This is a genomic window from Flavobacterium pectinovorum (genome assembly GCF_022802975.1).
GTDB lineage: Bacteria > Bacteroidota > Bacteroidia > Flavobacteriales > Flavobacteriaceae > Flavobacterium > Flavobacterium pectinovorum_B.
Window position 1 is genome coordinate 186,955 of record NZ_JAFEVZ010000002.1, and the last position, 23,628, is coordinate 210,582.

Consider the following 23,628-nt stretch of genomic DNA (forward strand, 5'->3'; position numbering starts at 1 on the left):
ATAATTTGTTAACTATCCTAATAAATAAAAATGTTTTTTCGGTAAACATCAAAATTTAACATTATAACATATGTTTATGATAGTGTTATATAATTTTAAATTCTGTCCATTTACCAAGCTATTTGTAAGGTTAATCTTTAATAATCCATTGTTTGTTTGTGTGCTTGTTCCAATTCCAATTCCTGTTAATTTGTTAATTTTGTTTTTATTCACACTTCTTGTCAGGTCTTGATAAATTCCGTAGTCAAGAATTGAATTCACATATAAATTCTTAGAAACTATATATCTGTATTCTGTAAGAATTGAAGAAAGAAGGTTTGCTTGTAAGCTATTTTCTAAAAAACCTCTGATTGAGTTTGTTCCTCCAAAACGAAATAATTCGTTGGTCATGTAATTTTTACTCTTAAGATAGAAATTATGTGAATTTATGTTAATGAAATTTCTCTCGTTAAGTTCGAAATTGTACGAGAGGTTTAAGTTTGTGTAAAATTGATTGCTTGAATTGACGGTTTCGGGTTGGTTATTTGTATTTCTTTTTCCAAATCCAAATGTTAAGTTAATATTGGCTTTTTTGGGTAACAAATAATTAACAGCATCTGTTTTTATGTAATCAAATGTTGTTGTTATAAAAGAATTTTTAAAGTCACTTATGCTTGAATTGTTTGTGTTTTGAATGTCGCTTGATTCGGTAGATTGGTAGCCTAAATATAGTTTTGAATTGTAGTTTATATAATAACCTAAGTCGATTGCTGTTTTTGTGTTTTGAAAAGTGCTGTCTTGTTTGAAAATGTTTAATTGCGCTTTAATTCCAAGCGGGGATTTGAATATGTATGGTATTTCTAATTTTGTATTAAAGGTTCTTTGTTGGTTTCCGTCGCTTTTCCAGTATAAAGAAAATTGTTCTCCGGCTTTAAGTGTGTTTTGTAAGGTTATGTCGAGATAGCCATTTAGGTTTAGCTTTTTGTTTTCATCGTTTGAAAATCCAATGTATCCGTCAAAAGTGTTTGCTTTTCTTTTTTCAAGATATACATAAGCTTTTGTTGAGTCATTTGTGAATAATATTTCAGGATACTTTGTTTGATTTACAAGTTCAAAATTATTTATGTCTTCATGAAGTTCTTTAATTACTTTTTGGTTAAAAGTTTTATTGATGTATTTTTTGTTGAGCTGTTTTAGGTGTCCTTTTGGAAAATAATCCTTACGATTGTTATTTGTGTAATTTATTATAATGGAATTAAGGCTTCTTTTTTTTTCGGAATTAAAATTTAAGTCGGCATAAATTATCAAATTCTTTCTTCGAATATTTTCTAATTTTATTTTGCTTAAAGCAAAACCTTGTTTTTCTGCATCAATAATTTTTTGATTTATGTAGTTTTCTGTTTCTTCATAGGGAATAATTAAGGTGTCATTTTTTGTTTCTGAGGAATTAAAAAATGAATTATTTCTACCTATATATATATAGGTGTATTTTATTTGGTTTCCAAGTGAGAGTTTGTGTGTGTATGTTGTGTCGTTTTTTTTTTGGTTTTCAAGTGTTTTGGTGTCTAGAAAGCCTTTTTTTTGAAGCTTTTCTATGGTTATATTAGATTCATTAAGAACCGATTTAATATTTGAGTGTTTTTGGATATAATTTAATGAGTCAATAATTGTGTTTTCTGTTTTGTTTGTGCCGATTATTTTTAAATTAAAATTTTGAGCATGTGTATAGAGGCTTATTAAGCAGAGGGCGATTATTTGGAATAACTGTTTCAAGGGCAATTGTTTCATTTATTAAAAGTATTGCAAATATCTATTGTTTGTTTGTAAAAACATAAGCATAAATAATGTTGTTGAAAATTAATGATTTAACGTTTGTATAGTGAAAAATATTTTATACATTTGCAACCCCGTAAAAAGCGGGAATTTAATAAACATAATAATTTTTAGTATTAATTATGCCAACAATTCAACAATTAGTAAGAACAGGAAGAACTCAGATCACTAAGAAGAGTAAATCGGTTGCTTTAGATTCTTGTCCTCAAAGAAGAGGGGTTTGTACGCGTGTTTACACTACTACACCAAAAAAACCAAACTCTGCAATGCGTAAAGTTGCGCGTGTACGTTTGACAAATGGTAATGAAGTGAATGCTTACATCCCTGGAGAAGGACATAATCTACAAGAGCACTCGATAGTATTAGTGCGAGGTGGAAGGGTAAAAGATTTACCAGGTGTTAGATATCATATCGTTCGTGGAGCGCTTGATACGTCAGGTGTTGCAGGAAGAACGCAAAGAAGATCTAAGTACGGTGCTAAACGCCCAAAAGAAGCAAAAAAGTAATTTAAAAACTTTTAAGAAAAAGACATGAGAAAAAGAGCGGCAAAGAAAAGACCACTTTTACCGGATCCAAGGTTTAACGACCAATTAGTAACACGTTTTGTGAACAACTTAATGTGGGATGGTAAGAAATCTACAGCTTTCAAAGTATTTTATGATGCAATTGATATCATTGAATCTAAAAAGCAAAATGATGAGAAAACTTCATTAGAGATCTGGAAAGATGCTTTAACAAACGTTATGCCTCACGTAGAAGTACGTAGTCGTAGAGTTGGTGGAGCTACATTCCAAATCCCAATGCAGATTCGTCCAGACAGAAAAATTTCTATGGCAATGAAGTGGTTAATACTTTATTCAAGAAGAAGAAATGAAAAATCTATGGCACAACGTTTAGCGTCAGAATGTTTAGCTGCTGCTAAAGAAGAAGGTGCTGCGGTTAAGAAAAGAATGGATACTCACAAAATGGCAGAAGCTAATAAAGCATTCTCTCACTTTAGATTTTAATTCGTAAGAAATGGCTAGAGATTTAAAATATACAAGAAATATCGGAATTGCTGCTCACATTGATGCTGGTAAAACAACAACAACTGAGCGTATTCTTTTTTATACTGGAAAGTCACACAAAATTGGTGAGGTGCACGATGGTGCTGCAACAATGGACTGGATGGCGCAAGAGCAGGAAAGAGGTATTACAATTACTTCTGCTGCTACAACTTGTACTTGGAATTTTCCAACTGAACAAGGTAAAGCGTTGCCAGAATCATTGCCATACCACTTTAATATTATTGATACTCCTGGACACGTTGACTTTACTGTAGAGGTAAACCGTTCTTTACGTGTGCTTGATGGTTTGGTTTTCTTATTTAGTGCTGTTGATGGTGTTGAGCCTCAATCAGAAACTAACTGGAGACTTGCTGATCAATATAGAGTTCCTCGTATGGGATTTGTAAATAAAATGGACCGTCAGGGTGCTAACTTCTTAGGAGTATGCGGACAGGTTAAAGATATGTTGAAATCGAATGCGGTTGCAATTACTTTGCCTATTGGAGATGAAGCTGATTTTAAAGGTATTGTTGATTTAGTTAAAAACCAAGCAATTGTTTGGCATGACGAAACTCAAGGAGCTACTTTTGATATCGTTGATATTCCTGCTGATATGGTAGATGAGGTTAGACAATATCGTTCTATTCTTATTGAGGAGATTGCTACTTACGACGAGAATCTTTTGGATAAATACATGGAAGATGAAAACTCTATTACAGAGGAAGAAATCAATAATGCATTAAGAGCCGCTACTATTGATATGGCAATTATTCCAATGCTTGCTGGTTCATCTTTCAAAAACAAAGGTGTTCAGTTTATGTTGGATGCTGTTTGTAAGTATTTGCCGTCTCCATTAGATAAAGAAGGTATCGAAGGAATTCATCCTGATGATGCTGATTTATTAGAAGAAGATCAAACTAAAATCTTGCGTAAGCCAGATGTTAAGGAGCCATTCGCTGCTTTGGCATTTAAAATCGCTACTGATCCATTTGTAGGTCGTTTAGCTTTCTTCCGTGCTTATTCTGGACGTTTAGATGCGGGTTCTTATGTTTTAAATACTCGTTCTGGTAACAAAGAGAGAATTTCTCGTATTTACCAAATGCACGCTAATAAACAAAATCCAATCGAATTTATTGAGGCTGGAGATATTGGAGCTGCTGTAGGATTTAAAGATATTAAAACAGGAGATACTTTGTGTGATGAAAAGAATCCAATTATCTTGGAATCTATGAAATTTCCTGATCCTGTGATTGGTATTGCTATTGAGCCAAAAACAAAAGCTGACGTTGATAAAATGGGTATGGCTTTGGCTAAATTAGCTGAAGAGGATCCGACATTTACCGTTAGAACTGATGAAGCTTCTGGGCAAACTATTATTTCTGGTATGGGTGAGCTTCACTTGGATATCTTGGTAGATCGTATGAAACGTGAATTCAAAGTTGAAGTGAATCAAGGTGAGCCTCAGGTTGAGTATAAAGAAGCGTTTACAAAATCTGCTCAACATAGAGAAACTTATAAGAAACAATCTGGAGGTCGTGGTAAATTCGGTGATATCGTATTTACAATCGAGCCTGCTGACGAAGTTGATGGTAAGGTTCCGGTTGGATTGCAGTTTATTAATGCTGTAAAAGGTGGTAACGTTCCTAAAGAATATATCCCTGCTGTAGAAAAAGGATTTAGAGAAGCTATGAAAACGGGTCCATTAGCAGGATATGCTGTGGATAGTTTGAAAGTAACTTTAACTGATGGATCTTTCCACCCTGTGGATTCTGATGCATTATCTTTTGAGTTAGCTGCAAGAATGGGTTATAAAGAATCTGGACGTGCTGCTGGGGCTGTTATTCTTGAGCCAATCATGAAAATCGAAGTTATTACTCCTGAGGAAAACATGGGTGATATTGTAGGTGACTTGAACCGTCGTAGAGGTCAGGTTAATGATATGGGTGATAGAAATGGAGCTAAAACTATCAAGGCTGATGTGCCTTTATCTGAAATGTTTGGTTATGTTACAACATTAAGAACATTATCTTCAGGTAGAGCAACTTCAACAATGGAGTTTTCTCACTATGCAGAGACGCCTTCTAATATTTCAGAAGCGGTAATTAAAAAAGCAAAAGGTAACGCTTAATTCTTAAGAAAATGAGTCAAAAAATTAGAATAAAACTAAAATCTTACGATCACATGTTGGTAGATAAATCTGCTGAAAAGATCGTAAAAACAGTAAAGACTACTGGAGCAGTTGTAACAGGTCCAATTCCGTTGCCAACTCACAAAAAACTTTTCACTGTGTTGCGTTCTCCGCATGTTAACAAAAAAGCGAGAGAGCAATTTGAAGTAATGTCATACAAGAGATTGATTGATATTTATTCATCTTCATCAAAAACTATTGATGCTTTAATGAAGCTTGAATTGCCAAGTGGGGTTGAAGTTGAGATTAAAGTATAATTTTTATATTTTTTTTACATATAAAAAGCGAGGCAGTGATGTCTCGCTTTTTTTGTTGGGTATTTGTGATTCTTGATTTAATTTTTTGAGATTGGGTTTGAAGTTAAAATGTGTAAGTGTCTTTGTTTTAGGGTGCTGATGGCTTTTTTTGTTGTGGTTAGTTTAAGTAATTGTTAAATGTAAAATTGATTTTGCTTGATAGATAAGGTTTGATTTTTTGTGTAGATAATGAGTCTTTTGTTGTGGGTTTTGTGCTTGGATTTTGATAATGAGCGATTTAATTTTTGTAACCGTTTGGTAAATTGAATTTTAATGTCTACTTTTGCACTCCCTGTTTGGAAATTTCTGTTATTTTCAAATTGAAGGGAATTTTAGTAATTAATAATTAATATTTATGTCTGGGTTAATTGGTAAAAAAATCGGCATGACTAGTATTTTCGATGAAAACGGGAAAAACATTCCTTGTACTGTAATCGAGGCTGGGCCGTGTGTTGTTACCCAAGTCAGAACCAATGAGGTTGACGGGTATGAAGCGTTGCAACTTGGTTTCGATGACAAAAACGAGAAACATTCCACAAAAGCGGCTTTAGGTCACTTTAAAAAGGCTGGAACTGTTGCTAAGAAAAAAGTCGTTGAATTTCAGGATTTTGCAACTGAACAAAAATTAGGAGATCTTATCGATGTTTCTATTTTTGCTGAAGGAGAATTTGTAGATGTACAAGGTGTGTCTAAAGGTAAAGGTTTTCAAGGGGTTGTTAAACGTCACGGATTTGGTGGTGTTGGGCAAGCAACTCACGGTCAACACAACCGTTTAAGAGCGCCAGGTTCTGTAGGAGCTTCTTCTTATCCATCTAGAGTATTCAAAGGAATGCGTATGGCTGGAAGAATGGGAGGAGATAATGTAAAAGTTCAAAACCTTAGAGTTTTAAAAGTAGTTGCTGAAAAGAACTTACTTGTTATTAAAGGATGTGTTCCTGGACATAAAAACTCTTACGTAATCATTCAGAAGTAATGGAAGTAAAAGTATTAGATTTCAACGGAAAAGATACTGGAAGAAAAGTTCAACTTTCTGATTCAGTATTCGCAATTGAACCAAATAATCACGCTGTATACCTTGATGTTAAGCAATATCTTGCTAATCAAAGACAAGGGACTCACAAAGCTAAAGAAAGAGCTGAAGTGACAGGAAGTACACGTAAGATTAAAAAACAAAAAGGAACAGGTACGGCTCGTGCGGGAAGTATCAAAAATCCATTGTTTAAAGGTGGTGGAACAATTTTCGGACCAAGGCCAAGAAGTTATTCATTCAAATTGAATAAAGGCTTGAAAAGATTGGCAAGAAAATCTGCTTTCTCTATCAAGGCAAAAGAGTCAAATGTTATCGTTCTTGAAGACTTTAATTTTGAAGCTCCAAACACTAAAAATTTCATTAACGTTTTGAAAGCTTTAGGGTTAGAAAATAAAAAATCTCTATTCGTGTTGGGTGAGTCAAATAAAAATGTATATTTGTCGTCACGCAATTTAAAGGCTTCAAATGTCGTAACTAGCTCAGAATTAAGCACTTACGCAATACTTAACGCTAATAATTTAGTGCTTTTGGAAGGTTCTTTAGAGTTAATTGAAGAAAATTTAAGTAAATAATAGGAATATGAGCATTATTATCAGACCTATAGTAACGGAAAAAGTAACCAAAGAAAGTGAAGTTCTAAACCGTTTTGGATTTGTTGTTGACAAAAAAGCGAACAAAGTTCAGATTAAGAAAGCTGTTGAAGCTGCTTATGGGGTAACTATTGTTTCGGTTAATACAATGAATGTAAGACCAGACAGATCTACTAAATACACTAAAAGTGGTTTAATCAGTGGAAAGACAAATGCAATTAAAAAAGCAATTGTTCAAGTACAAGAAGGAGAAACAATTGATTTTTACAACAATATCTAAGATAGAAAAATGTCAGTAAGAAAATTAAAACCTATTACCCCAGGTCAGCGATTTAGAGTTGTGAATGGTTATGACGCCATTACAACTGATAAGCCGGAACGCTCTTTGATAGCGCCGATAAAAAACTCTGGAGGTAGAAATAGTCAAGGAAAGATGACCATGCGTTATACGGGTGGTGGTCACAAGCAGAGATATCGTATTATTGATTTCAAAAGAACTAAAGACGGAATTCCGGCTACAGTGAAATCAATTGAATATGATCCAAATCGTACTGCATTTATCGCTTTATTAGCTTATGCTGATGGAGAGAAAACTTATATTATCGCGCAAAACGGATTGAAAGTTGGTCAGAAATTAGTTTCTGGTCCAGAATCTCAACCTGAAATCGGTAATACATTACCTTTAAGCAGAATTCCTCTTGGAACTGTTATATCTTGTATTGAGTTACGTCCAGGACAAGGAGCTGTTATTGCTCGTTCAGCTGGAACTTTTGCTCAGTTAATGGCAAGAGACGGGAAATATGCAACAATTAAAATGCCATCTGGTGAAACAAGATTGATCTTGTTAACTTGTTCGGCTACAATTGGAGCTGTTTCTAATTCTGATCACCAATTGGTTGTATCTGGAAAAGCAGGTAGAACAAGATGGTTAGGAAGAAGACCTAGAACTAGACCAGTAGCGATGAACCCAGTTGATCACCCTATGGGAGGTGGTGAAGGACGTTCTTCTGGAGGGCACCCACGTTCAAGAAACGGATTGCCAGCTAAAGGTTACAGAACTCGTTCTAAGAAAAACCCGAGTAACAAGTATATCGTAGAACGTAGAAAGAAATAATAAGATATGGCACGTTCATTAAAAAAAGGACCTTTCGTTCATTATAAATTAGACAAGAAAGTTCAGGAAAACGTAGAAAGTGGTAAAAATGCAGTTGTTAAGACTTGGTCTAGAGCTTCAATGATTACTCCGGATTTCGTTGGACAAACTATCGCAGTTCATAACGGTCGTCAATTTGTACCAGTTTACGTAACAGAAAACATGGTAGGTCACAAATTAGGAGAGTTTTCACCAACTAGATCTTTTAGAGGTCATGCTGGAGCAAAAAATAAAGGTAAAAAATAAGAAGCAATGGGAGTTCGTAAAAGAGAAACAGCAGATGCGAGAAAAGAGGCTAATAAGTCTATTGCTTTCGCGAAATTGAATAACTGCCCTACTTCACCTAGAAAAATGCGCTTAGTAGCGGACTTGGTAAGAGGTCAGAAGGTAGAAAGAGCACTTAACATTTTAAGATTCAGTTCTAAAGAAGCTTCAAGAAAATTAGAAAAACTATTGTTGTCTGCAATCAATAACTGGGAGCAAAAAAATAGTGAAGGTAATTTAGAAGAAGCTGGATTATTTGTTAAAGAGATCAGAGTAGATGGAGGAATGATGTTAAAAAGACTTCGTCCAGCTCCACAAGGTCGTGCACACAGAATAAGAAAACGTTCTAACCACGTAACAATCGTGCTTGGAGCTATCAATAACACACAAAGCAATTCTTAAGCAGCATGGGACAAAAGACAAATCCAATTGGAAATAGACTTGGTATCATCAGAGGATGGGACTCAAACTGGTATGGTGGAAATGATTACGGTGATAAATTAGCCGAAGATCACAAAATCAGAAAGTATATCCACGCTCGTTTATCAAAAGCTAGTGTATCAAAAGTAATCATCGAGAGAACTTTGAAACTTGTAACCGTTACTATCACTACTGCTAGACCTGGTATCATTATCGGAAAAGGAGGACAAGAGGTAGACAAGTTAAAAGAAGAACTTAAGAAAGTTACTGACAAAGAGGTTCAAATCAACATCTTTGAAATTAAAAGACCTGAGTTAGATGCTTATCTTGTGGCGACAAGCATCGCTCGTCAAATCGAAAGCCGTATTTCTTACAGACGTGCAATCAAAATGGCTATTGCTGCTTCTATGCGTATGAACGCTGAAGGTATCAAAGTTTTGATTTCTGGTCGTTTGAATGGTGCTGAGATGGCGCGTTCAGAAGGTTTCAAAGAAGGTAGAATTCCTCTATCAACTTTCAGAGCTGATATTGATTATGCTTTGGCTGAAGCTCACACTACTTACGGTAGAATGGGTATCAAAGTATGGATCATGAAAGGTGAGGTTTACGGGAAGAGAGATCTTTCTCCACTTGCAGGAATGGATAAAAAACAATCTGGAACTGGTGGTGGTAAAGGTGGAGATTCTCCAAGAGGAGATAGAAAACCTTTTAACAAAGGTGGTAAACCAGATGCTCGTAAAAGAAAGTAAATTTTTAAACTAAAGAAAAATGTTACAGCCTAAAAGAACAAAATACCGTAAGGTACAAAAAGGTAAGATGAAAGGTAACTCTCAAAGAGGGCATGAACTTTCTAATGGAATGTTTGGTATTAAATCTGTACATGAAGATGGAATGTTCTTAACTTCTCGTCAAATCGAAGCTGCGCGTATCGCTGCGACTCGTTATATGAAGAGAGAGGGACAATTATGGATTAAAATATTTCCAGACAAACCTATCACTAAGAAGCCTCTTGAAGTACGTATGGGTAAAGGTAAAGGAGCAGTTGAGTATTGGGCTGCTGTTGTTAAACCAGGAAGAATTATGTTTGAAGTTGGAGGAGTTCCTTTGTCAGTTGCAAAAGAGGCGTTACGTCTTGCAGCTCAAAAGCTTCCAGTTAAAACTAAGTTCGTCGTTGCTAGAGATTTCGAAGCATAATTAATATTTATTATGAAACAATCAGAAATAAAAGATCTTTCTGCAGCGGAGTTGCAAGAAAAGCTTAGTCAAACTAAGAAAGTATATGCTGACCTAAAAATGGCTCACGCTATTTCTCCAATTGCTAACCCACTTCAGATTAGAAGCGTTAGAAGAACAGTTGCAAGATTGGCTACAGAGTTAACTAAAAGAGAGTTACAATAATTGTATTCTGCTGAAAGATGGAAGAAAAAAGAAATTTAAGAAAAGAAAGAATAGGTGTTGTTACTTCAAATAAAATGGATAAATCTATTGTTATTGCTGAAGTAAGAAAAGTAAAACACCCATTATACGGTAAGTTCGTGTTGAAAACTAAGAAATATGTTGCACACGACGAAACAAACGACTGTAACATTGGAGATACTGTAAGAATTAGCGAAACGCGTCCTTTAAGTAAAACAAAATGTTGGAGATTAGTTGAAATCTTAGAAAGAGCTAAATAATTATGGTACAACAGGAATCAAGACTAAAAGTAGCAGATAACACGGGGGCTAAGGAAGTTTTAACTATCCGTGTTTTAGGAGGTACCAAAAGAAGGTATGCCTCTGTTGGTGACAAGATTGTAGTATCTATTAAAGATGCAACTCCAAACGGAAACGTGAAAAAAGGAGCTGTTTCAACTGCAGTTGTTGTGCGTACCAAAAAAGAAGTGAGAAGAGCTGATGGTTCTTATATCCGTTTCGATGATAATGCATGTGTTCTTTTGAATGCTGCAGGGGAAATGAGAGGAACACGTGTTTTTGGTCCGGTAGCAAGAGAACTTCGTGAAAAACAATTCATGAAAATTGTATCATTAGCACCAGAAGTGCTTTAATTCGTTTTAAGATGATAAAGCTAAAAATAAAATCAGGAGATATCGTAAGAGTTATTGCTGGAGACCATAAAGGTGCTGAAGGTAAAGTTTTACGTGTTTACCGTGAGAAAAATAAAGCGATAGTTGAAGGTGTAAACATGGTTTCAAAACATACAAAACCAAGTGCTAAAAACCCTCAAGGTGGTATCGTTAAGAAAGAAGCTTCTATTCAAATTTCTAACATTTCTCTAATTGATCCTAAAACTAAGGAGACAACTAGAGTGGGTGTTAGAGTAGAAGGAGATAAGAAAGTAAGATTTTCAAAAAAATCTAATCAAGTACTATAGTAATGGCATATACACCTAGACTAAAAGAAGAATATAAGAGTAGAGTAATCTCTGCTCTTAAAGAAGAGTTCGGATATACAAACGTTATGCAAGTTCCAAAACTTGAAAAAATCGTTTTGAGCCGTGGAGTTGGTGCAGCTGTATCTGATAAAAAACTTATTGACTATGCAGTTGATGAGTTGACAAAGATCACTGGACAAAAAGCAGTATCTACAATTTCTAAGAAAGACGTTGCGTCTTTTAAATTAAGAAAAGGGATGCCTATTGGAGCAAAAGTTACTTTGCGTGGAGAAAGAATGTATGAGTTTTTAGATAGACTTGTTACTTCTGCTTTGCCACGTGTTAGAGATTTTAGTGGTATTAAAGCTACTGGTTTCGACGGAAGAGGTAACTATAATCTTGGAGTTTTAGAGCAAATCATTTTTCCGGAAATTGATATTGACAAAGTAAATAAAATTTCAGGAATGGATATTACTTTTGTTACAACTGCAAAAACAGATAAAGAGGCAAAGTCATTATTGGCTGAATTAGGTTTACCTTTTAAAAAGAATTAAGATATGGCTAAAGAATCAATGAAAGCCCGTGAGGTGAAAAGAGAGAAAACGGTAGCTAAGTATGCTGAAAAAAGAAAAGCTTTGTTAGAAGCTGGAGATTATGAAGGCTTACAAAAATTACCTAAAAATGCTTCACCGGTTCGTTTGCATAATCGTTGTAAATTAACAGGTAGACCAAGAGGTTATATTCGTCAGTTTGGTATTTCACGTGTAACTTTCCGTGAGATGGCTAATAATGGATTGATTCCTGGTGTTAAAAAAGCATCTTGGTAATCTCGCAATAAGTTATTACTTTTGCAAACCAGAAAATATTTTTAATTGATTAAAGGTTCGGGAGATGAGTGTCTCCCGAAAACCATAATCGCAATCAAATACATATGTATACAGATCCTATTGCAGATTATTTGACTAGAGTTCGTAATGCTGTGGCTGCAAACCACAAAGTTGTTGAAATTCCAGCTTCTAATCTAAAAAAAGAAATAACTAAGATCTTATTTGATCAAGGTTATATCTTAAGTTACAAATTTGAAGACAACTCTGTTCAGGGTTCAATCAAAATTGCTTTGAAGTATGATAAAGATACTAAAGAGCCTGTAATTAAAGATATCCAAAGAATTAGTAAACCTGGTTTACGTAAATACGCAGGTGCTGCCAAATTGCCAAGAATCCTTAACGGATTAGGAATTGCTATTGTTTCTACATCAAAAGGTTTGATGACAGGAAAACAAGCTAAGCAATTAAATGTAGGTGGTGAAGTAATTTGTTACGTATACTAATTTTAAAGACTAAATAAGATGTCAAGAATAGGTAAAAGCCCAATTGTAATCCCTGCTGGAGTAACTGTAGAAGTTAAAGAAGGTATTATTACAGTAAAAGGAAAAAAAGGTCAACTAACTCAGGAGTTTTCGGACGTAACTGTAACGGTTGAAGGCGATCAAGCTTTAGTAGAAAGATCGTCTGATCATAAAAACCAAAGAGCAAAACACGGATTGTACAGATCATTAATCAGTAATATGATTGTTGGTGTATCTGAAGGTTTTACAAAAGAACTTGAATTAGTTGGAGTTGGTTATAGAGCTTCAAACCAAGGTCAAAAGTTAGATTTAGCTCTTGGATATTCTCACAATATTGTTTTAGAAGTTGCTCCTGAGGTAGTGGTAGAAACAATATCTGAAAAAGGAAAAAACCCTATCGTAAAATTAACATCATTTGATAAACAACTTTTAGGACAGGTTGCTGCGAAAATCAGAGGTTTTCGTAAGCCTGAGCCTTACAAAGGAAAAGGTGTTAAATTTGTGGGTGAAGTATTAAGAAGAAAAGCAGGTAAATCAGCTTAAAAAATAAGATTATGTCATTAACAAAATCTGATAGAAGACAGAGAATTAGATTCAGAATTAGAAAATCAATTAGTGGTACTGCTACTAATCCAAGACTATCTGTGTTTAGAAGTAACAAAGAAATTTACGCTCAACTTATTGATGATGTAAATGGAGTTACTTTATTAGCTGCATCTTCAAGAGAAAAAGAAATAGGAAAAGGTACTAACGTTGAAATCGCTGCTGCTGTTGGAAAACTAGTTGCTGAGAAAGCGTTAAAAGCCGGGATTGATACCATCACTTTTGACAGAGGTGGATATTTATATCACGGTCGTATTAAATCATTAGCAGAAGGCGCAAGAGCGGCTGGACTTAAATTCTAATATATTATGTCTAAATACAAAAATGTAGAATTGGTAAAACCAAGTGGTCTTGAACTTAAAGATCGTCTGGTAAGTGTTAATCGTGTTACTAAAGTTACAAAAGGAGGTAGAGCTTTTGGTTTTTCTGCTATTGTAGTTGTAGGTGATGAAAACGGAGTAGTGGGTCACGGTTTAGGGAAATCTAAAGACGTTTCTGAAGCAATTGCGAAAGCAGTAGAAGATGCTAAGAAAAATTTAGTAAAAATTCCTTTGAATGGACAATCTGTTCCTCACGAACAAAAAGGTAAATTTGGTGGTGCACGTGTGTTCTTGATTCCTGCGTCTCATGGTACAGGAGTTATTGCTGGTGGAGCTGTTCGTTCAGTTCTTGAATCAGTAGGTATTCATGATGTATTATCTAAATCTCAAGGATCATCAAATCCTCATAACGTGGTTAAAGCAACTTTTGATGCTTTATTACAAATGAGAAGCGCTTACACAGTTGCAAAACAAAGAGGTGTTTCTTTAGAAAAAGTTTTTAAAGGTTAATTCAAGGAAATTATGGCTAAATTATTAGTAAAACAAGTAAGAAGCAAAATCAACTGCCCTCTTTCTCAAAAGAGAGGTTTGGAAGCTTTGGGTCTACGTAAAATGGGACAAGTTGTAGAGCATGATTCAAACCCTGCTATCCTTGGGATGATAAACAAAGTTAAACACTTAGTTTCTGTAGAAGAAGCTAAATAACAAATACTGTTATGAATTTAAGTAACTTACAACCAGCTGAAGGGTCAACACACAATCAAAATAAAAGATTAGGTAGAGGAGAAGGTTCTGGAAAAGGTGGTACTTCTGCAAGAGGTCACAAGGGAGCAAAATCTCGTTCTGGTTATTCTAAAAAGATTGGTTTTGAGGGAGGGCAAATGCCACTTCAAAGACGTGTGCCTAAGTTTGGTTTCACAAACATCAATCGTAAAGAATACGAAGGTGTTAATTTAGATACGCTTCAATTATTAGTAGACAATGGTGTAATTACTGATTCTGTTTCAATGACAGATTTCGTAGCAAACCGTCTAGCTACCAAAAATGAAATCGTTAAGATTTTAGGTAGAGGAGAGTTGAAAGCAAAATTAAAAGTAACTGCTCACAAATTTACTGCTACTGCAAAAGCTGCAATCGAAGCTGCTGGTGGAGAGGCTGTAACAATATAATTTTTCTATTGTATGAAGAAATTTATTGAATCAATAAGTAATGTTTGGAAAATCGAAGAACTAAAAAACAGAATCCTAATGACATTGGGTTTACTTTTAGTATATCGTTTTGGTGCACACGTTACGCTTCCTGGGATTGACGCAACTCAATTGACTGGTTTAGCAGGACAAACAGAAAAGGGTCTAGGATCTATTCTAGATATGTTTACCGGAGGTGCTTTCTCTAAAGCTTCAGTTTTTGCTTTAGGTATCATGCCTTACATTTCTGCATCTATTGTTGTTCAGTTAATGGGAATTGCGATTCCTTATTTGCAAAAACTTCAAAATGATGGAGAAAGTGGTAGAAAAAAGATTAATCAAATTACACGTTGGTTAACTATTGCTATTACATTGGTTCAAGGTCCGACTTATATCTATAATTTATACAGAACACTACCGGGTAATGCTTTTTTACTTGGGTTTAATTCTCCGGAATTCTTATTTTCGGCTGTTATTATCTTAGTTACAGGTACTATTTTTGCTATGTGGCTTGGAGAAAAAATTACAGATAAAGGTATTGGAAATGGAATTTCATTATTAATCATGGTTGGTATATTAGCTCGTTTACCACAAGCTTTTATACAAGAATTTAAATCTGTGGTTACTAATAATACAGGAGGTTTAATGTTAATGGCTATTGAGATTATTGTTTGGCTATTGGTAATTATTGCTTGTGTATTGCTTACAATGGCAGTACGTAGAATCCCAGTTCAATATGCTCGTCGTACAACAACAGGAGATTATGAGCAAGATTTGGCAGGTGGTAATAGACAATGGATTCCGCTTAAGCTTAATGCTTCAGGGGTAATGCCAATCATTTTTGCTCAGGCAATTATGTTTATTCCTGCTGCTGTAGCTGGATTGTCTAAATCAGACACGTCACAATCTATCGTTGGAACATTTAGTGATATGTTCGGTTTTTGGTATAATTTTGTTTTTGCAACTTTAATTATTGTATTTACATTCTTTTATACTGCAATTACTGTACCTACTAACAAGATGGCTGATGATTTAAAAAGAAGCGGGGGTTTTATTCCAGGGATTAGACCGGGAGCTGAAACTTCGGATTTTTTAGATAAAGTGATGTCTTTAATAACTTTCCCAGGATCTTTATTTCTTGCTTTAATTGCTGTGTTCCCAGCTATTGTTGTAAGTGTTATGGATGTACAACAATCTTGGGCAATGTTTTTTGGAGGTACCTCTTTAATAATTATGGTTGGTGTTGCAATAGATACTATTCAGCAAATCAATTCATACTTGTTAAATAAACATTATGATGGTTTAATGAAGACTGGTAAGAATAGAAAAGCAGTAGCTTAATATATTTATGGCAAAACAATCAGCAATAGAACAAGACGGATCAATCATTGAAGCATTATCAAATGCGATGTTCCGTGTAGAGTTAGAAAATGGACACATTGTAATTGCTCATATTTCTGGAAAAATGCGAATGCATTATATCAAATTATTACCTGGTGATAAAGTGAAACTAGAAATGAGCCCTTATGATTTGTCAAAAGCAAGAATTACTTATCGATATTAAAAAGCTGTAAGCAATAGGCAATAAGCATTAAGCAATAAACTTATGCCTAAAGCCTAAAGCCTAAAGCCTAAAGCAAATTCACTATGAAAGTTAGAGCATCAGTAAAAAAGAGAAGTGCCGAGTGCATTATCGTGCGTAGAAAAGGGAGACTGTACGTAATAAACAAAAAGAATCCTAGATTTAAACAAAGACAAGGATAATTATGGCAAGAATAGCAGGGGTAGATATCCCAAAAAACAAAAGAGGTGTTATTGCACTTACCTATATCTTCGGATTAGGAAAAAGTAGAGCTATTGAGATTTTAGAAAAAGCTCAGGTTAGCCAAGATAAAAAAGTTCAAGATTGGAATGATGACGAGATCGGAGCAATTCGTGAAGCTGTTGGAGCGTTCAAAATTGAAGGAGAATTACGTTCTGAGGTTTCTTTAAACATCAAACGTTTAATGGATATTGGATGTTACAGAGGTATCCGTCATAGATCTGGTCTTCCGTTAAGAGGACAAAGAACTAAAAACAACTCTAGAACTAGAAAAGGTAAAAGAAAAACTGTTGCTAACAAGAAAAAAGCAACTAAATAATAAGTAATATGGCTAAAGCAACTGCAAAAAAACGTAAAGTTATCGTTGAATCAACGGGTGAAGCTCATATTTCTGCCACTTTCAACAACATCATTATTTCTTTGACAAACAAGAAAGGTGAAGTTATTTCTTGGTCTTCAGCTGGTAAAATGGGTTTCAGAGGTTCTAAAAAGAACACTCCGTACGCAGCTCAAATGGCAGCAGAAGATTGTAGTAAAGTAGCTCTTGAGGCAGGACTTAAAAAAGTTAAGGTTTATGTTAAGGGACCAGGTAACGGACGTGAGTCTGCTATCCGTTCTATTCATAACGGAGGAATTGAAGTTACTGAGATTATCGATGTTACTCCAATGCCTCACAACGGTTGTCGTCCTCCAAAGAGACGTAGAGTATAATAATTTATTTAAGTATAACAAGGTAGAATAAACGATTATCGAAGGATATGACCTGAATTCATAATCTCTACCTTAAATTAATTTTTTGAAATGGCAAGATATACTGGTCCTAAAACTAGAATTGCTCGTAAATTTGGCGAAGCAATCTTCGGAGATGATAAATCTTTCGAAAAAAGAAATTACCCACCTGGACAACACGGGATGGCTAAAAAAAGAGGTAAAAAATCTGAGTATGCTGTTCAGTTAATGGAAAAGCAAAAAGCTAAATATTCTTATGGAATTTTAGAAAAACAATTCAGAGGTTTATTCAAAAAAGCATCAGCTACTAAAGGTGTTACTGGTGAGGTTCTTTTACAATTGTGTGAAGCAAGATTAGATAATGTTGTTTTTAGAATGGGAATTGCTCCATCTCGTAGAGGTGCTAGACAATTAGTTTCTCATAGACATATTACTGTAAACGGAGAAGTTGTAAACATTCCTTCTTACCACCTTAAGCCTGGTGATAAAGTTGCTGTTCGTGAGAAATCTAAATCTTTAGAGGCAATCGAACGTTCTTTATCAAATTCAAGTCATGTTTATGAATGGATTACTTGGAATAATGATCTTAAAGAAGGAACTTTTGTTTCTGTACCTGCAAGACTTCAAATTCCAGAAAACATTAAAGAACAATTAATCGTAGAGTTGTACAACAAATAATAATTGACTTAGTCGAAATTTATGGCAATATTTAATTTTCAAAAGCCCGATAAAGTTATCATGATCGATTCAACCGATTTTGAAGGTAAATTCGAATTTAGACCTTTAGAACCTGGTTATGGATTGACAGTTGGTAATGCACTTAGAAGAGTTTTGCTTTCAGCATTAGAAGGTTATGCAATTACATCTGTTCGTATCGAGGGTGTAGATCATGAGTTTTCTACTATTTCAGGTGTTGTTGAGGATGTTACCGAAATTATACTTAATCTGAAGCAAGTGCGTTTCAAACGTCAAATTGAAGATATAGATAATGAAGCAGTTACTATTTCTGTTTCAGGTAAAGATCAATTAACGGCAGGTGATTTTCAAAAATTTATTTCAGGTTTTCAAGTACTGAATCCAGACCTTGTTATCTGTAATTTAGATTCAAAGATCAAATTGAACTTCGATTTAACAATCGAAAAAGGTAGAGGATATGTTCCTGCTGAGGAGAACAAAAAACAAAATGCGGCAATTGGTACTATTTTTACAGATTCAATTTTTACTCCGGTAAAAAATGTAAAATATGCAATTGAAAACTTTCGTGTAGAGCAAAAAACAGATTACGAAAAATTAGTTTTTGAAATTAAAACTGATGGTTCTATTAATCCAAAAGACGCTCTTACTGAAGCTGCTAAAGTTTTAATTCACCACTTCATGTTATTTTCTGACGAAAGAATTACACTCGAGGCTGACGAAATTGCACAAACAGAATCGTATGATGAAGAGTCATTGCATATGAGACAATTGCTTAAAACTAAGCTTGTTGATATGGATTTATCTGTTAGAGCATTAAATTGCTTGAAAGCGGCTGAAGTTGATACACTTGGTGATTTAGTATCGTTCAATAAAAATGACTTAATGAAATTCCGTAATTTTGGTAAAAAATCTTTAACAGAGCTAGATGAACTTGTAGCGGTTAAAAATTTAACTTTCGGGATGGATTTAGCTAAATACAAATTAGATAAAGAATAATTCAATCCCGCTTGCGGGATTAAATTTAAAATAGCAATGAGACACGGAAAAAAATTCAATCACTTAAGCAGACAGACTGGACATAGAAAAGCTATGTTGGCTAATATGGCTTGTTCTCTTATCGAGCACAAACGTATTAATACTACTGTTGCTAAGGCTAAAGCGCTTAAACAATTTGTTGAGCCTTTAATCACAAAATCAAAAGAAGATACGACTCACAATCGTCGTATTGTTTTTGCTTACTTACGTAGTAAATATGCTGTAACTGACTTGTTCAGAGACGTAGCTGCTAAAGTTGGTGACCGTCCAGGTGGATACACTCGTATCATTAAAGTTGGAAATCGTTTGGGAGATAATGCTGATATGGCAATGATCGAACTTGTGGATTTCAATGAACTTTACAATGGAGGTAAAAAAGAAGTTAAAAAAGCAAAAAGCCGTCGTGGTGGTAAAGCTAAAAAAGCTGAGGAGACTACTCCAGAAGCTCCTGCAGCTGAATCAGAATCGACAACTGAAGCTTCTGAATAATTATGAAAGTAATGATTCTATAAAAATCAAGGATAGACTAATTTTTAGTTTATCCTTTTTTTTTGATTTTTTTATATAAATTTCAAATTTAACTTATTTACTGTGCGAGGTTTTATTTTTATGAATGAAATTTTTAAAAAATCTTGGAGACACTCTTTTAAAGAAGTAAATTTGCGGAATATTTAACTACAAATGAAATTGATTAAAAACGGTTTCAGAATACGATTAAAAAAACAATACAAATTTAAGAATGAAATATACTACACGACAAAGCGCCATTTTATTACTAAGCGATGGGACTGTCTTTCACGGAAAATCTATCGGTATTAGCGGTAAGACTTTTGGTGAAGTTTGTTTTAATACTGGAATGACAGGATATCAGGAGATTTTTACAGATCCTTCTTACTTTGGTCAAATTATGGTAGCAACCAATACGCATATTGGGAATTACGGTGTTAATGATTTAGAAATTGAATCCGATAGTATCAAAATTGCTGGTCTGGTTTGTAAAAACTTTAGCTTTAATTATTCAAGAGAAGATGCTTACGGAAGTTTAGAAGATTATTTTGTAAAACAAAATTTAATCTGTATTTCGGATGTTGATACACGTGCACTAGTAAGTTATATACGTGATAATGGAGCGATGAATTCTGTTATTTGTACGGATGGTACTTCGATTGAAGATTTGAAAAAAGAATTGGCTAATGTGCCAAACATGGAAGGTTTAGAGTTGGCATCAAAGGTTTCGACTACTGAGCCTTATTTTTTTGGAGACGAAAATGCTACTTATAAAATTTCAGCTTTAGATCTTGGTATAAAAAAGAACATCCTTAGAAATCTTGCAAAAAGAGATTGTTACATAAAAGTTTACCCATATAATTCTACATATAAAGACTTGTCAGAATTTAATCCAGATGGTTATTTCTTGTCAAATGGTCCGGGTGATCCTGATCCTCTTTTTGGAGCTATTGAGGTGGCGAAAGAAATTTTGGCAAATGACAAACCTTTGTTTGGAATTTGTTTGGGTCATCAAGTTATTGCTTTGGCAAACGGAGTTCAGACTTATAAAATGTTCAACGGTCACAGAGGAATCAATCACCCGGTAAAAAATCTTATTACTGGAAAAGGTGAAATTACTTCTCAAAATCACGGTTTTGCAGTAAACAAAGAAGCTTTGGATAATCATCCAGATTTAGAGATTACCCATTTGCATTTGAATGACGGTACAGTAGCTGGAATGAGAATGAAAAACAAAAACTGTTTCTCAGTACAATACCATCCAGAAGCTAGCCCTGGACCACACGATTCGTCATATTTATTCGATCAGTTTGTTGAGAATATAAAAGGAGCTTCATCTAAAACGATGTAGTTAATAAATAAAGGGGTTTAATAGTTAAAATACGTTTTTACTATTAAATTTTTTTATAATTTCGAAAAAAAAATATAATTTACTAATAAAAAAACAAAAATAATGAGTATTATAATTAAAGTTCACGCAAGACAAATTCTTGATTCCAGAGGTAATCCTACTATTGAAGTTGATGTAGTAACTGAAAATGGTGTTTTAGGTAGAGCAGCGGTTCCGTCTGGAGCTTCAACTGGAGAGCACGAAGCTGTTGAATTACGTGATGGAGGTAAAGCTTATCTTGGAAAAGGAGTTTTGAATGCAGTGAATAATGTAAATACTGTTATTGCTGAAGAATTAGTTGGAACGTCTGTTTTCGAACAAAACACGATTGATCAATTGATGATCGATTTAGACGGAACTCCAAATAAATCAAAATTAGGTGCTAACGCGATTCTTGGCGTTTCTTTGGCGGCTGCAAAAGCGGCTGCAAATGAGCTAGGATTGCCATTATACAGATACGTTGGTGGGGTTTCTGCTAACACATTGCCAGTGCCAATGATGAATATCATCAATGGTGGTTCTCACTCTGATGCTCCGATTGCATTTCAAGAATTTATGATTTTCCCTGTAAAGGCAACTTCTTTTACACATTCTATGCAAATGGGAACTGAAATTTTTCACAGCTTGAAGAAAGTTTTACATGACAGAGGTTTAAGCACAGCTGTAGGTGATGAAGGTGGTTTTGCTCCAAATTTAGCAGGTGGTACTGAAGATGCGTTGGATACTATCAAATTAGCGGTTGAAAAAGCGGGTTATACTTTTGGAGACGAAATTATGATCGCTCTTGATTGTGCTGCTTCTGAGTTTTATGTAGACGGTAAATACGATTATACTAAATTTGAAGGTGAAACTGGAAAAATCAGAACTTCTGAAGAGCAAGCTGATTATTTAGCTGAGCTTGCTTCTAAGTATCCAATTATCTCTATCGAAGATGGTATGTATGAAGATGACTGGAACGGGTGGAAATACTTAACTGAAAAAATTGGAGATAAAGTACAATTAGTAGGTGATGATTTATTCGTAACTAACGTTGCTCGTTTGTCAACAGGAATTGAAAAAGGTATTGCGAATTCAATTTTAGTAAAAGTTAATCAAATTGGTACTTTGACAGAAACTATTGCTGCTGTGAATATGGCTAAAAATGCTGGTTATACTTCAGTAATGTCTCACCGTTCTGGTGAAACTGAAGATAATACAATTGCTGACTTAGCTGTAGCTTTAAACTGTGGGCAAATAAAAACAGGTTCTGCTTCTCGTTCTGATCGTATGGCAAAATACAATCAATTGTTGAGAATTGAAGAAGAATTAGGGAGTACCGCTTATTTTCCGGGGTTAAATGCTTTTAAAATCAAATAATTGTAAGAGTTATATTGTAGAATCAAGCCATTCGTGTAAACGAATGGTTTTTTTTTGGAGTTTTAACAAATTCATAGTATTATTCTTTTTTTAATTAGTCTTAAATTCCTTAGATTTGATAAATTATTATTTTAAAGAATTATTTCCCATATATTATGTCAAAAATAGCTACATTAGAAGTAGATGGTAAGAAAATTGAACTTCCGGTAATAACAGGAAGCGAAAATGAATCGGCTATCGATATTAACAAATTACGTGACTTAACTGGTATTATTACTATTGATCCTGGTTATAAAAACTCTGGTTCATGCAAAAGTGGAATCACTTTTCTGGATGGAGAACTTGGAATTTTACGTTACAGAGGGTATTCCATCGAAGATCTTGCAGAGAAAGCAAGTTTTTTAGAGGTTTCTTATCTTTTGATTTTTGGTGAGTTGCCTACTGCTGCACAATTAGAAGAATTTGAAAATGGTATTAAAAAACATTCTTTGGTAAACGAAGAAATGAAAAATATCATCGATGGTTTTCCAAAAACAGCTCACCCGATGGGTGTTTTATCTGCTTTAACAAGTGCTTTAACAGCATTTAATCCAAAAGCGGTAAATGTTGATAACGAAAAAGAAATGTACGAGGCTATTTGTAAAACAATGGCTAAATTTCTTGTAATTGCTACATGGACATATAGAAAGTCAATGGGCTATCCTTTGAATTACTATGACAATACAAAAGGATATGTAGAAAGTTTTATGCAATTAATGTTCAAATTACCTACAGGCCCTTATTCAGCAAATCCGGTTATTGTTAATGCTTTAGATAAATTATTTATTCTTCATGCAGATCATGAGCAAAATTGTTCTACTTCTACAGTAAGAATGGTAGGGTCTTCTCATGCTGGTTTGTTTGCTTCAGTATCTGCAGGAGTTTCTGCTCTTTGGGGACCTCTTCACGGAGGTGCAAACCAAGCAGTGTTAGAAATGCTGGAAGAAATCAATAAAGATGGTGGAGATACTGATAAATTCTTAGCGAAAGCGAAAGATAAAAATGATCCTTTCCGTTTAATGGGATTCGGACACAGAGTTTACAAAAATTTTGATCCAAGAGCAAAAATAATTAAAAAGGCTGCTAAAGAAGTTTTGGAAACTTTAGGTGTTGAAGATCCAATTTTGGAGATTGCAAAAAAATTAGAAGCTGCTGCCCTTGAAGATGATTACTTCAAATCAAGAAATTTATATCCAAATGTAGATTTCTATTCTGGAATTATTTACAGAGCTTTAGGTATTCCAACAGATATGTTTACAGTAATGTTTGCTATTGGAAGGTTGCCTGGCTGGATAGCACAATGGAAAGAAATGAGAGAAAATAAAGAACCAATTGGAAGACCAAGACAGATTTATACTGGTCATCCTTTGAGAGATTTTAAATCAAATAAATAAAATGAAAGCTTCACTTAACTGTGAAGCTTT

Annotated in this window: 36 protein-coding genes; 35 read left to right on the top strand and 1 reads right to left on the bottom strand. The window is 34.4% G+C overall.

All coding sequences use genetic code 11. The features are described from left to right. Positions 1 to 48 precede the first annotated feature (48 nt). Positions 49 to 1,767, bottom strand: coding sequence for a hypothetical protein (locus tag FLV_RS03355; RefSeq protein WP_243230746.1), 1,719 nt, complete (start codon positions 1,765 to 1,767; stop codon positions 49 to 51). Positions 1,768 to 1,934: 167 nt separating this feature from the next. Here FLV_RS03355 and rpsL point away from each other — a divergent pair, with 167 nt between their 5' ends. The 35 genes from rpsL (at position 1,935) to FLV_RS03530 (ending at position 23,598) form a co-directional block, all read left to right on the top strand. Then, complete coding sequence (rpsL, locus tag FLV_RS03360) at positions 1,935 to 2,318, top strand: 30S ribosomal protein S12 (protein WP_007136570.1); 384 nt, start codon at positions 1,935 to 1,937, stop codon at positions 2,316 to 2,318. Positions 2,319 to 2,342: 24 nt separating this feature from the next. Beyond that, the gene (rpsG, locus tag FLV_RS03365) at positions 2,343 to 2,819 is read left to right on the top strand and encodes a 30S ribosomal protein S7 (protein WP_017495022.1); all 477 of its coding nucleotides are present in this window, start codon (positions 2,343 to 2,345) and stop codon (positions 2,817 to 2,819) included. A gap of 10 nt (positions 2,820 to 2,829) precedes the next feature. Continuing rightward, entirely contained in the window at positions 2,830 to 4,986 is a 2,157-nt protein-coding gene (fusA, locus tag FLV_RS03370; protein ID WP_243230749.1) for an elongation factor G, read from the top strand. 11 nt (positions 4,987 to 4,997) lie between these two features. After that, entirely contained in the window at positions 4,998 to 5,303 is a 306-nt protein-coding gene (rpsJ, locus tag FLV_RS03375) for a 30S ribosomal protein S10 (protein ID WP_007803605.1), read from the top strand. A gap of 394 nt (positions 5,304 to 5,697) precedes the next feature. After that, entirely contained in the window at positions 5,698 to 6,315 is a 618-nt protein-coding gene (gene rplC, locus FLV_RS03380) for a 50S ribosomal protein L3 (protein WP_243230751.1), read from the top strand. Continuing rightward, positions 6,315 to 6,944, top strand: a complete 630-nt coding sequence (rplD, locus tag FLV_RS03385; RefSeq protein WP_031456040.1) for a 50S ribosomal protein L4 — start codon at positions 6,315 to 6,317, stop codon at positions 6,942 to 6,944. The genes rplC and rplD overlap by 1 nt, the downstream gene beginning before the upstream one ends. A 7-nt stretch (positions 6,945 to 6,951) precedes the next feature. After that, on the top strand, positions 6,952 to 7,242 hold the full coding sequence (gene rplW / locus FLV_RS03390; RefSeq protein WP_012022489.1) for a 50S ribosomal protein L23: 291 nt from the start codon (positions 6,952 to 6,954) through the stop codon (positions 7,240 to 7,242). Positions 7,243 to 7,251: 9 nt separating this feature from the next. Next, positions 7,252 to 8,076: a 50S ribosomal protein L2 gene (gene rplB / locus FLV_RS03395; protein ID WP_008464287.1), complete on the top strand. Its 825-nt coding sequence runs from the start codon at positions 7,252 to 7,254 to the stop codon at positions 8,074 to 8,076. Positions 8,077 to 8,082: 6 nt separating this feature from the next. Further along, entirely contained in the window at positions 8,083 to 8,361 is a 279-nt protein-coding gene (gene rpsS / locus FLV_RS03400; RefSeq protein WP_008464288.1) for a 30S ribosomal protein S19, read from the top strand. 6 nt (positions 8,362 to 8,367) lie between these two features. Next, on the top strand, positions 8,368 to 8,781 hold the full coding sequence (gene rplV / locus FLV_RS03405; protein ID WP_007803631.1) for a 50S ribosomal protein L22: 414 nt from the start codon (positions 8,368 to 8,370) through the stop codon (positions 8,779 to 8,781). A gap of 5 nt (positions 8,782 to 8,786) precedes the next feature. Beyond that, a complete protein-coding gene (gene rpsC, locus FLV_RS03410; protein WP_007803635.1) occupies positions 8,787 to 9,548 on the top strand; it encodes a 30S ribosomal protein S3 in 762 nt (253 codons plus the stop codon). Positions 9,549 to 9,567: 19 nt separating this feature from the next. Further along, positions 9,568 to 9,993: a 50S ribosomal protein L16 gene (rplP, locus tag FLV_RS03415; RefSeq protein WP_017495016.1), complete on the top strand. Its 426-nt coding sequence runs from the start codon at positions 9,568 to 9,570 to the stop codon at positions 9,991 to 9,993. A gap of 12 nt (positions 9,994 to 10,005) precedes the next feature. Next, a complete protein-coding gene (rpmC, locus tag FLV_RS03420; protein WP_008464297.1) occupies positions 10,006 to 10,197 on the top strand; it encodes a 50S ribosomal protein L29 in 192 nt (63 codons plus the stop codon). A 17-nt stretch (positions 10,198 to 10,214) separates the two neighbouring features. Continuing rightward, a complete protein-coding gene (gene rpsQ, locus FLV_RS03425) occupies positions 10,215 to 10,475 on the top strand; it encodes a 30S ribosomal protein S17 (protein WP_007803646.1) in 261 nt (86 codons plus the stop codon). Between the two features lie 2 nt (positions 10,476 to 10,477). Continuing rightward, entirely contained in the window at positions 10,478 to 10,846 is a 369-nt protein-coding gene (gene rplN, locus FLV_RS03430) for a 50S ribosomal protein L14 (protein WP_007803649.1), read from the top strand. Between the two features lie 11 nt (positions 10,847 to 10,857). Further along, a complete protein-coding gene (gene rplX / locus FLV_RS03435) occupies positions 10,858 to 11,172 on the top strand; it encodes a 50S ribosomal protein L24 (RefSeq protein ID WP_059114055.1) in 315 nt (104 codons plus the stop codon). Between the two features lie 2 nt (positions 11,173 to 11,174). Beyond that, positions 11,175 to 11,726 carry a 50S ribosomal protein L5 gene (gene rplE, locus FLV_RS03440; protein ID WP_007803652.1) on the top strand — a complete coding sequence of 184 codons (552 nt, stop codon included), beginning with the start codon at positions 11,175 to 11,177 and terminating at the stop codon, positions 11,724 to 11,726. Between the two features lie 3 nt (positions 11,727 to 11,729). Next, positions 11,730 to 11,999 (top strand): 30S ribosomal protein S14, encoded by a 270-nt coding sequence (gene rpsN, locus FLV_RS03445; RefSeq protein ID WP_031456037.1) that lies wholly within the window; start codon positions 11,730 to 11,732, stop codon positions 11,997 to 11,999. A 104-nt stretch (positions 12,000 to 12,103) separates the two neighbouring features. Next, the gene (rpsH, locus tag FLV_RS03450; protein WP_017495014.1) at positions 12,104 to 12,502 is read left to right on the top strand and encodes a 30S ribosomal protein S8; all 399 of its coding nucleotides are present in this window, start codon (positions 12,104 to 12,106) and stop codon (positions 12,500 to 12,502) included. Positions 12,503 to 12,520: 18 nt separating this feature from the next. Beyond that, positions 12,521 to 13,063 carry a 50S ribosomal protein L6 gene (rplF, locus tag FLV_RS03455; RefSeq protein ID WP_243230752.1) on the top strand — a complete coding sequence of 181 codons (543 nt, stop codon included), beginning with the start codon at positions 12,521 to 12,523 and terminating at the stop codon, positions 13,061 to 13,063. Positions 13,064 to 13,074: 11 nt separating this feature from the next. Then, the gene (gene rplR, locus FLV_RS03460; RefSeq protein ID WP_042565878.1) at positions 13,075 to 13,425 is read left to right on the top strand and encodes a 50S ribosomal protein L18; all 351 of its coding nucleotides are present in this window, start codon (positions 13,075 to 13,077) and stop codon (positions 13,423 to 13,425) included. 3 nt (positions 13,426 to 13,428) lie between these two features. Beyond that, positions 13,429 to 13,953 carry a 30S ribosomal protein S5 gene (gene rpsE / locus FLV_RS03465; protein WP_085950271.1) on the top strand — a complete coding sequence of 175 codons (525 nt, stop codon included), beginning with the start codon at positions 13,429 to 13,431 and terminating at the stop codon, positions 13,951 to 13,953. A 12-nt stretch (positions 13,954 to 13,965) separates the two neighbouring features. After that, positions 13,966 to 14,148, top strand: a complete 183-nt coding sequence (gene rpmD / locus FLV_RS03470) for a 50S ribosomal protein L30 (RefSeq protein ID WP_017495010.1) — start codon at positions 13,966 to 13,968, stop codon at positions 14,146 to 14,148. A gap of 11 nt (positions 14,149 to 14,159) precedes the next feature. After that, positions 14,160 to 14,612 carry a 50S ribosomal protein L15 gene (gene rplO, locus FLV_RS03475; RefSeq protein WP_017495009.1) on the top strand — a complete coding sequence of 151 codons (453 nt, stop codon included), beginning with the start codon at positions 14,160 to 14,162 and terminating at the stop codon, positions 14,610 to 14,612. A gap of 12 nt (positions 14,613 to 14,624) precedes the next feature. Next, a complete protein-coding gene (secY, locus tag FLV_RS03480; RefSeq protein WP_243230754.1) occupies positions 14,625 to 15,971 on the top strand; it encodes a preprotein translocase subunit SecY in 1,347 nt (448 codons plus the stop codon). Between the two features lie 7 nt (positions 15,972 to 15,978). Next, on the top strand, positions 15,979 to 16,194 hold the full coding sequence (infA, locus tag FLV_RS03485; RefSeq protein ID WP_007136545.1) for a translation initiation factor IF-1: 216 nt from the start codon (positions 15,979 to 15,981) through the stop codon (positions 16,192 to 16,194). An 83-nt stretch (positions 16,195 to 16,277) separates the two neighbouring features. Then, positions 16,278 to 16,394: a type B 50S ribosomal protein L36 gene (gene ykgO, locus FLV_RS03490; protein WP_002987490.1), complete on the top strand. Its 117-nt coding sequence runs from the start codon at positions 16,278 to 16,280 to the stop codon at positions 16,392 to 16,394. A gap of 2 nt (positions 16,395 to 16,396) precedes the next feature. Then, positions 16,397 to 16,771 (top strand): 30S ribosomal protein S13, encoded by a 375-nt coding sequence (gene rpsM / locus FLV_RS03495; RefSeq protein ID WP_089055322.1) that lies wholly within the window; start codon positions 16,397 to 16,399, stop codon positions 16,769 to 16,771. A gap of 8 nt (positions 16,772 to 16,779) precedes the next feature. Further along, positions 16,780 to 17,163 (top strand): 30S ribosomal protein S11, encoded by a 384-nt coding sequence (gene rpsK / locus FLV_RS03500; RefSeq protein WP_007803677.1) that lies wholly within the window; start codon positions 16,780 to 16,782, stop codon positions 17,161 to 17,163. Between the two features lie 90 nt (positions 17,164 to 17,253). Then, positions 17,254 to 17,859 (top strand): 30S ribosomal protein S4, encoded by a 606-nt coding sequence (gene rpsD, locus FLV_RS03505; RefSeq protein ID WP_007803679.1) that lies wholly within the window; start codon positions 17,254 to 17,256, stop codon positions 17,857 to 17,859. Between the two features lie 21 nt (positions 17,860 to 17,880). After that, positions 17,881 to 18,873, top strand: a complete 993-nt coding sequence (locus FLV_RS03510; RefSeq protein ID WP_026109818.1) for a DNA-directed RNA polymerase subunit alpha — start codon at positions 17,881 to 17,883, stop codon at positions 18,871 to 18,873. Positions 18,874 to 18,909: 36 nt separating this feature from the next. Continuing rightward, positions 18,910 to 19,401, top strand: a complete 492-nt coding sequence (rplQ, locus tag FLV_RS03515) for a 50S ribosomal protein L17 (protein ID WP_029272056.1) — start codon at positions 18,910 to 18,912, stop codon at positions 19,399 to 19,401. 250 nt (positions 19,402 to 19,651) lie between these two features. After that, positions 19,652 to 20,770, top strand: coding sequence for a glutamine-hydrolyzing carbamoyl-phosphate synthase small subunit (carA, locus tag FLV_RS03520; RefSeq protein ID WP_243230756.1), 1,119 nt, complete (start codon positions 19,652 to 19,654; stop codon positions 20,768 to 20,770). Between the two features lie 102 nt (positions 20,771 to 20,872). Beyond that, a complete protein-coding gene (eno, locus tag FLV_RS03525; RefSeq protein ID WP_243230758.1) occupies positions 20,873 to 22,165 on the top strand; it encodes a phosphopyruvate hydratase in 1,293 nt (430 codons plus the stop codon). Positions 22,166 to 22,320: 155 nt separating this feature from the next. After that, complete coding sequence (locus FLV_RS03530; RefSeq protein WP_243230760.1) at positions 22,321 to 23,598, top strand: citrate synthase; 1,278 nt, start codon at positions 22,321 to 22,323, stop codon at positions 23,596 to 23,598. Positions 23,599 to 23,628 lie beyond the last annotated feature (30 nt).

Coding starts and splice junctions, on each gene's coding strand:
- FLV_RS03355 (WP_243230746.1), bottom strand. CDS start 1,767: ATGAAACAATTGCCCTTGAAACAGTTATTCCAAATAATCGCCCTCTGC.
- rpsL (WP_007136570.1), top strand. CDS start 1,935: ATGCCAACAATTCAACAATTAGTAAGAACAGGAAGAACTCAGATCACT.
- rpsG (WP_017495022.1), top strand. CDS start 2,343: ATGAGAAAAAGAGCGGCAAAGAAAAGACCACTTTTACCGGATCCAAGG.
- fusA (WP_243230749.1), top strand. CDS start 2,830: ATGGCTAGAGATTTAAAATATACAAGAAATATCGGAATTGCTGCTCAC.
- rpsJ (WP_007803605.1), top strand. CDS start 4,998: ATGAGTCAAAAAATTAGAATAAAACTAAAATCTTACGATCACATGTTG.
- rplC (WP_243230751.1), top strand. CDS start 5,698: ATGTCTGGGTTAATTGGTAAAAAAATCGGCATGACTAGTATTTTCGAT.
- rplD (WP_031456040.1), top strand. CDS start 6,315: ATGGAAGTAAAAGTATTAGATTTCAACGGAAAAGATACTGGAAGAAAA.
- rplW (WP_012022489.1), top strand. CDS start 6,952: ATGAGCATTATTATCAGACCTATAGTAACGGAAAAAGTAACCAAAGAA.
- rplB (WP_008464287.1), top strand. CDS start 7,252: ATGTCAGTAAGAAAATTAAAACCTATTACCCCAGGTCAGCGATTTAGA.
- rpsS (WP_008464288.1), top strand. CDS start 8,083: ATGGCACGTTCATTAAAAAAAGGACCTTTCGTTCATTATAAATTAGAC.
- rplV (WP_007803631.1), top strand. CDS start 8,368: ATGGGAGTTCGTAAAAGAGAAACAGCAGATGCGAGAAAAGAGGCTAAT.
- rpsC (WP_007803635.1), top strand. CDS start 8,787: ATGGGACAAAAGACAAATCCAATTGGAAATAGACTTGGTATCATCAGA.
- rplP (WP_017495016.1), top strand. CDS start 9,568: ATGTTACAGCCTAAAAGAACAAAATACCGTAAGGTACAAAAAGGTAAG.
- rpmC (WP_008464297.1), top strand. CDS start 10,006: ATGAAACAATCAGAAATAAAAGATCTTTCTGCAGCGGAGTTGCAAGAA.
- rpsQ (WP_007803646.1), top strand. CDS start 10,215: ATGGAAGAAAAAAGAAATTTAAGAAAAGAAAGAATAGGTGTTGTTACT.
- rplN (WP_007803649.1), top strand. CDS start 10,478: ATGGTACAACAGGAATCAAGACTAAAAGTAGCAGATAACACGGGGGCT.
- rplX (WP_059114055.1), top strand. CDS start 10,858: ATGATAAAGCTAAAAATAAAATCAGGAGATATCGTAAGAGTTATTGCT.
- rplE (WP_007803652.1), top strand. CDS start 11,175: ATGGCATATACACCTAGACTAAAAGAAGAATATAAGAGTAGAGTAATC.
- rpsN (WP_031456037.1), top strand. CDS start 11,730: ATGGCTAAAGAATCAATGAAAGCCCGTGAGGTGAAAAGAGAGAAAACG.
- rpsH (WP_017495014.1), top strand. CDS start 12,104: ATGTATACAGATCCTATTGCAGATTATTTGACTAGAGTTCGTAATGCT.
- rplF (WP_243230752.1), top strand. CDS start 12,521: ATGTCAAGAATAGGTAAAAGCCCAATTGTAATCCCTGCTGGAGTAACT.
- rplR (WP_042565878.1), top strand. CDS start 13,075: ATGTCATTAACAAAATCTGATAGAAGACAGAGAATTAGATTCAGAATT.
- rpmD (WP_017495010.1), top strand. CDS start 13,966: ATGGCTAAATTATTAGTAAAACAAGTAAGAAGCAAAATCAACTGCCCT.
- rplO (WP_017495009.1), top strand. CDS start 14,160: ATGAATTTAAGTAACTTACAACCAGCTGAAGGGTCAACACACAATCAA.
- secY (WP_243230754.1), top strand. CDS start 14,625: ATGAAGAAATTTATTGAATCAATAAGTAATGTTTGGAAAATCGAAGAA.
- infA (WP_007136545.1), top strand. CDS start 15,979: ATGGCAAAACAATCAGCAATAGAACAAGACGGATCAATCATTGAAGCA.
- ykgO (WP_002987490.1), top strand. CDS start 16,278: ATGAAAGTTAGAGCATCAGTAAAAAAGAGAAGTGCCGAGTGCATTATC.
- rpsM (WP_089055322.1), top strand. CDS start 16,397: ATGGCAAGAATAGCAGGGGTAGATATCCCAAAAAACAAAAGAGGTGTT.
- rpsK (WP_007803677.1), top strand. CDS start 16,780: ATGGCTAAAGCAACTGCAAAAAAACGTAAAGTTATCGTTGAATCAACG.
- rpsD (WP_007803679.1), top strand. CDS start 17,254: ATGGCAAGATATACTGGTCCTAAAACTAGAATTGCTCGTAAATTTGGC.
- FLV_RS03510 (WP_026109818.1), top strand. CDS start 17,881: ATGGCAATATTTAATTTTCAAAAGCCCGATAAAGTTATCATGATCGAT.
- rplQ (WP_029272056.1), top strand. CDS start 18,910: ATGAGACACGGAAAAAAATTCAATCACTTAAGCAGACAGACTGGACAT.
- carA (WP_243230756.1), top strand. CDS start 19,652: ATGAAATATACTACACGACAAAGCGCCATTTTATTACTAAGCGATGGG.
- eno (WP_243230758.1), top strand. CDS start 20,873: ATGAGTATTATAATTAAAGTTCACGCAAGACAAATTCTTGATTCCAGA.
- FLV_RS03530 (WP_243230760.1), top strand. CDS start 22,321: ATGTCAAAAATAGCTACATTAGAAGTAGATGGTAAGAAAATTGAACTT.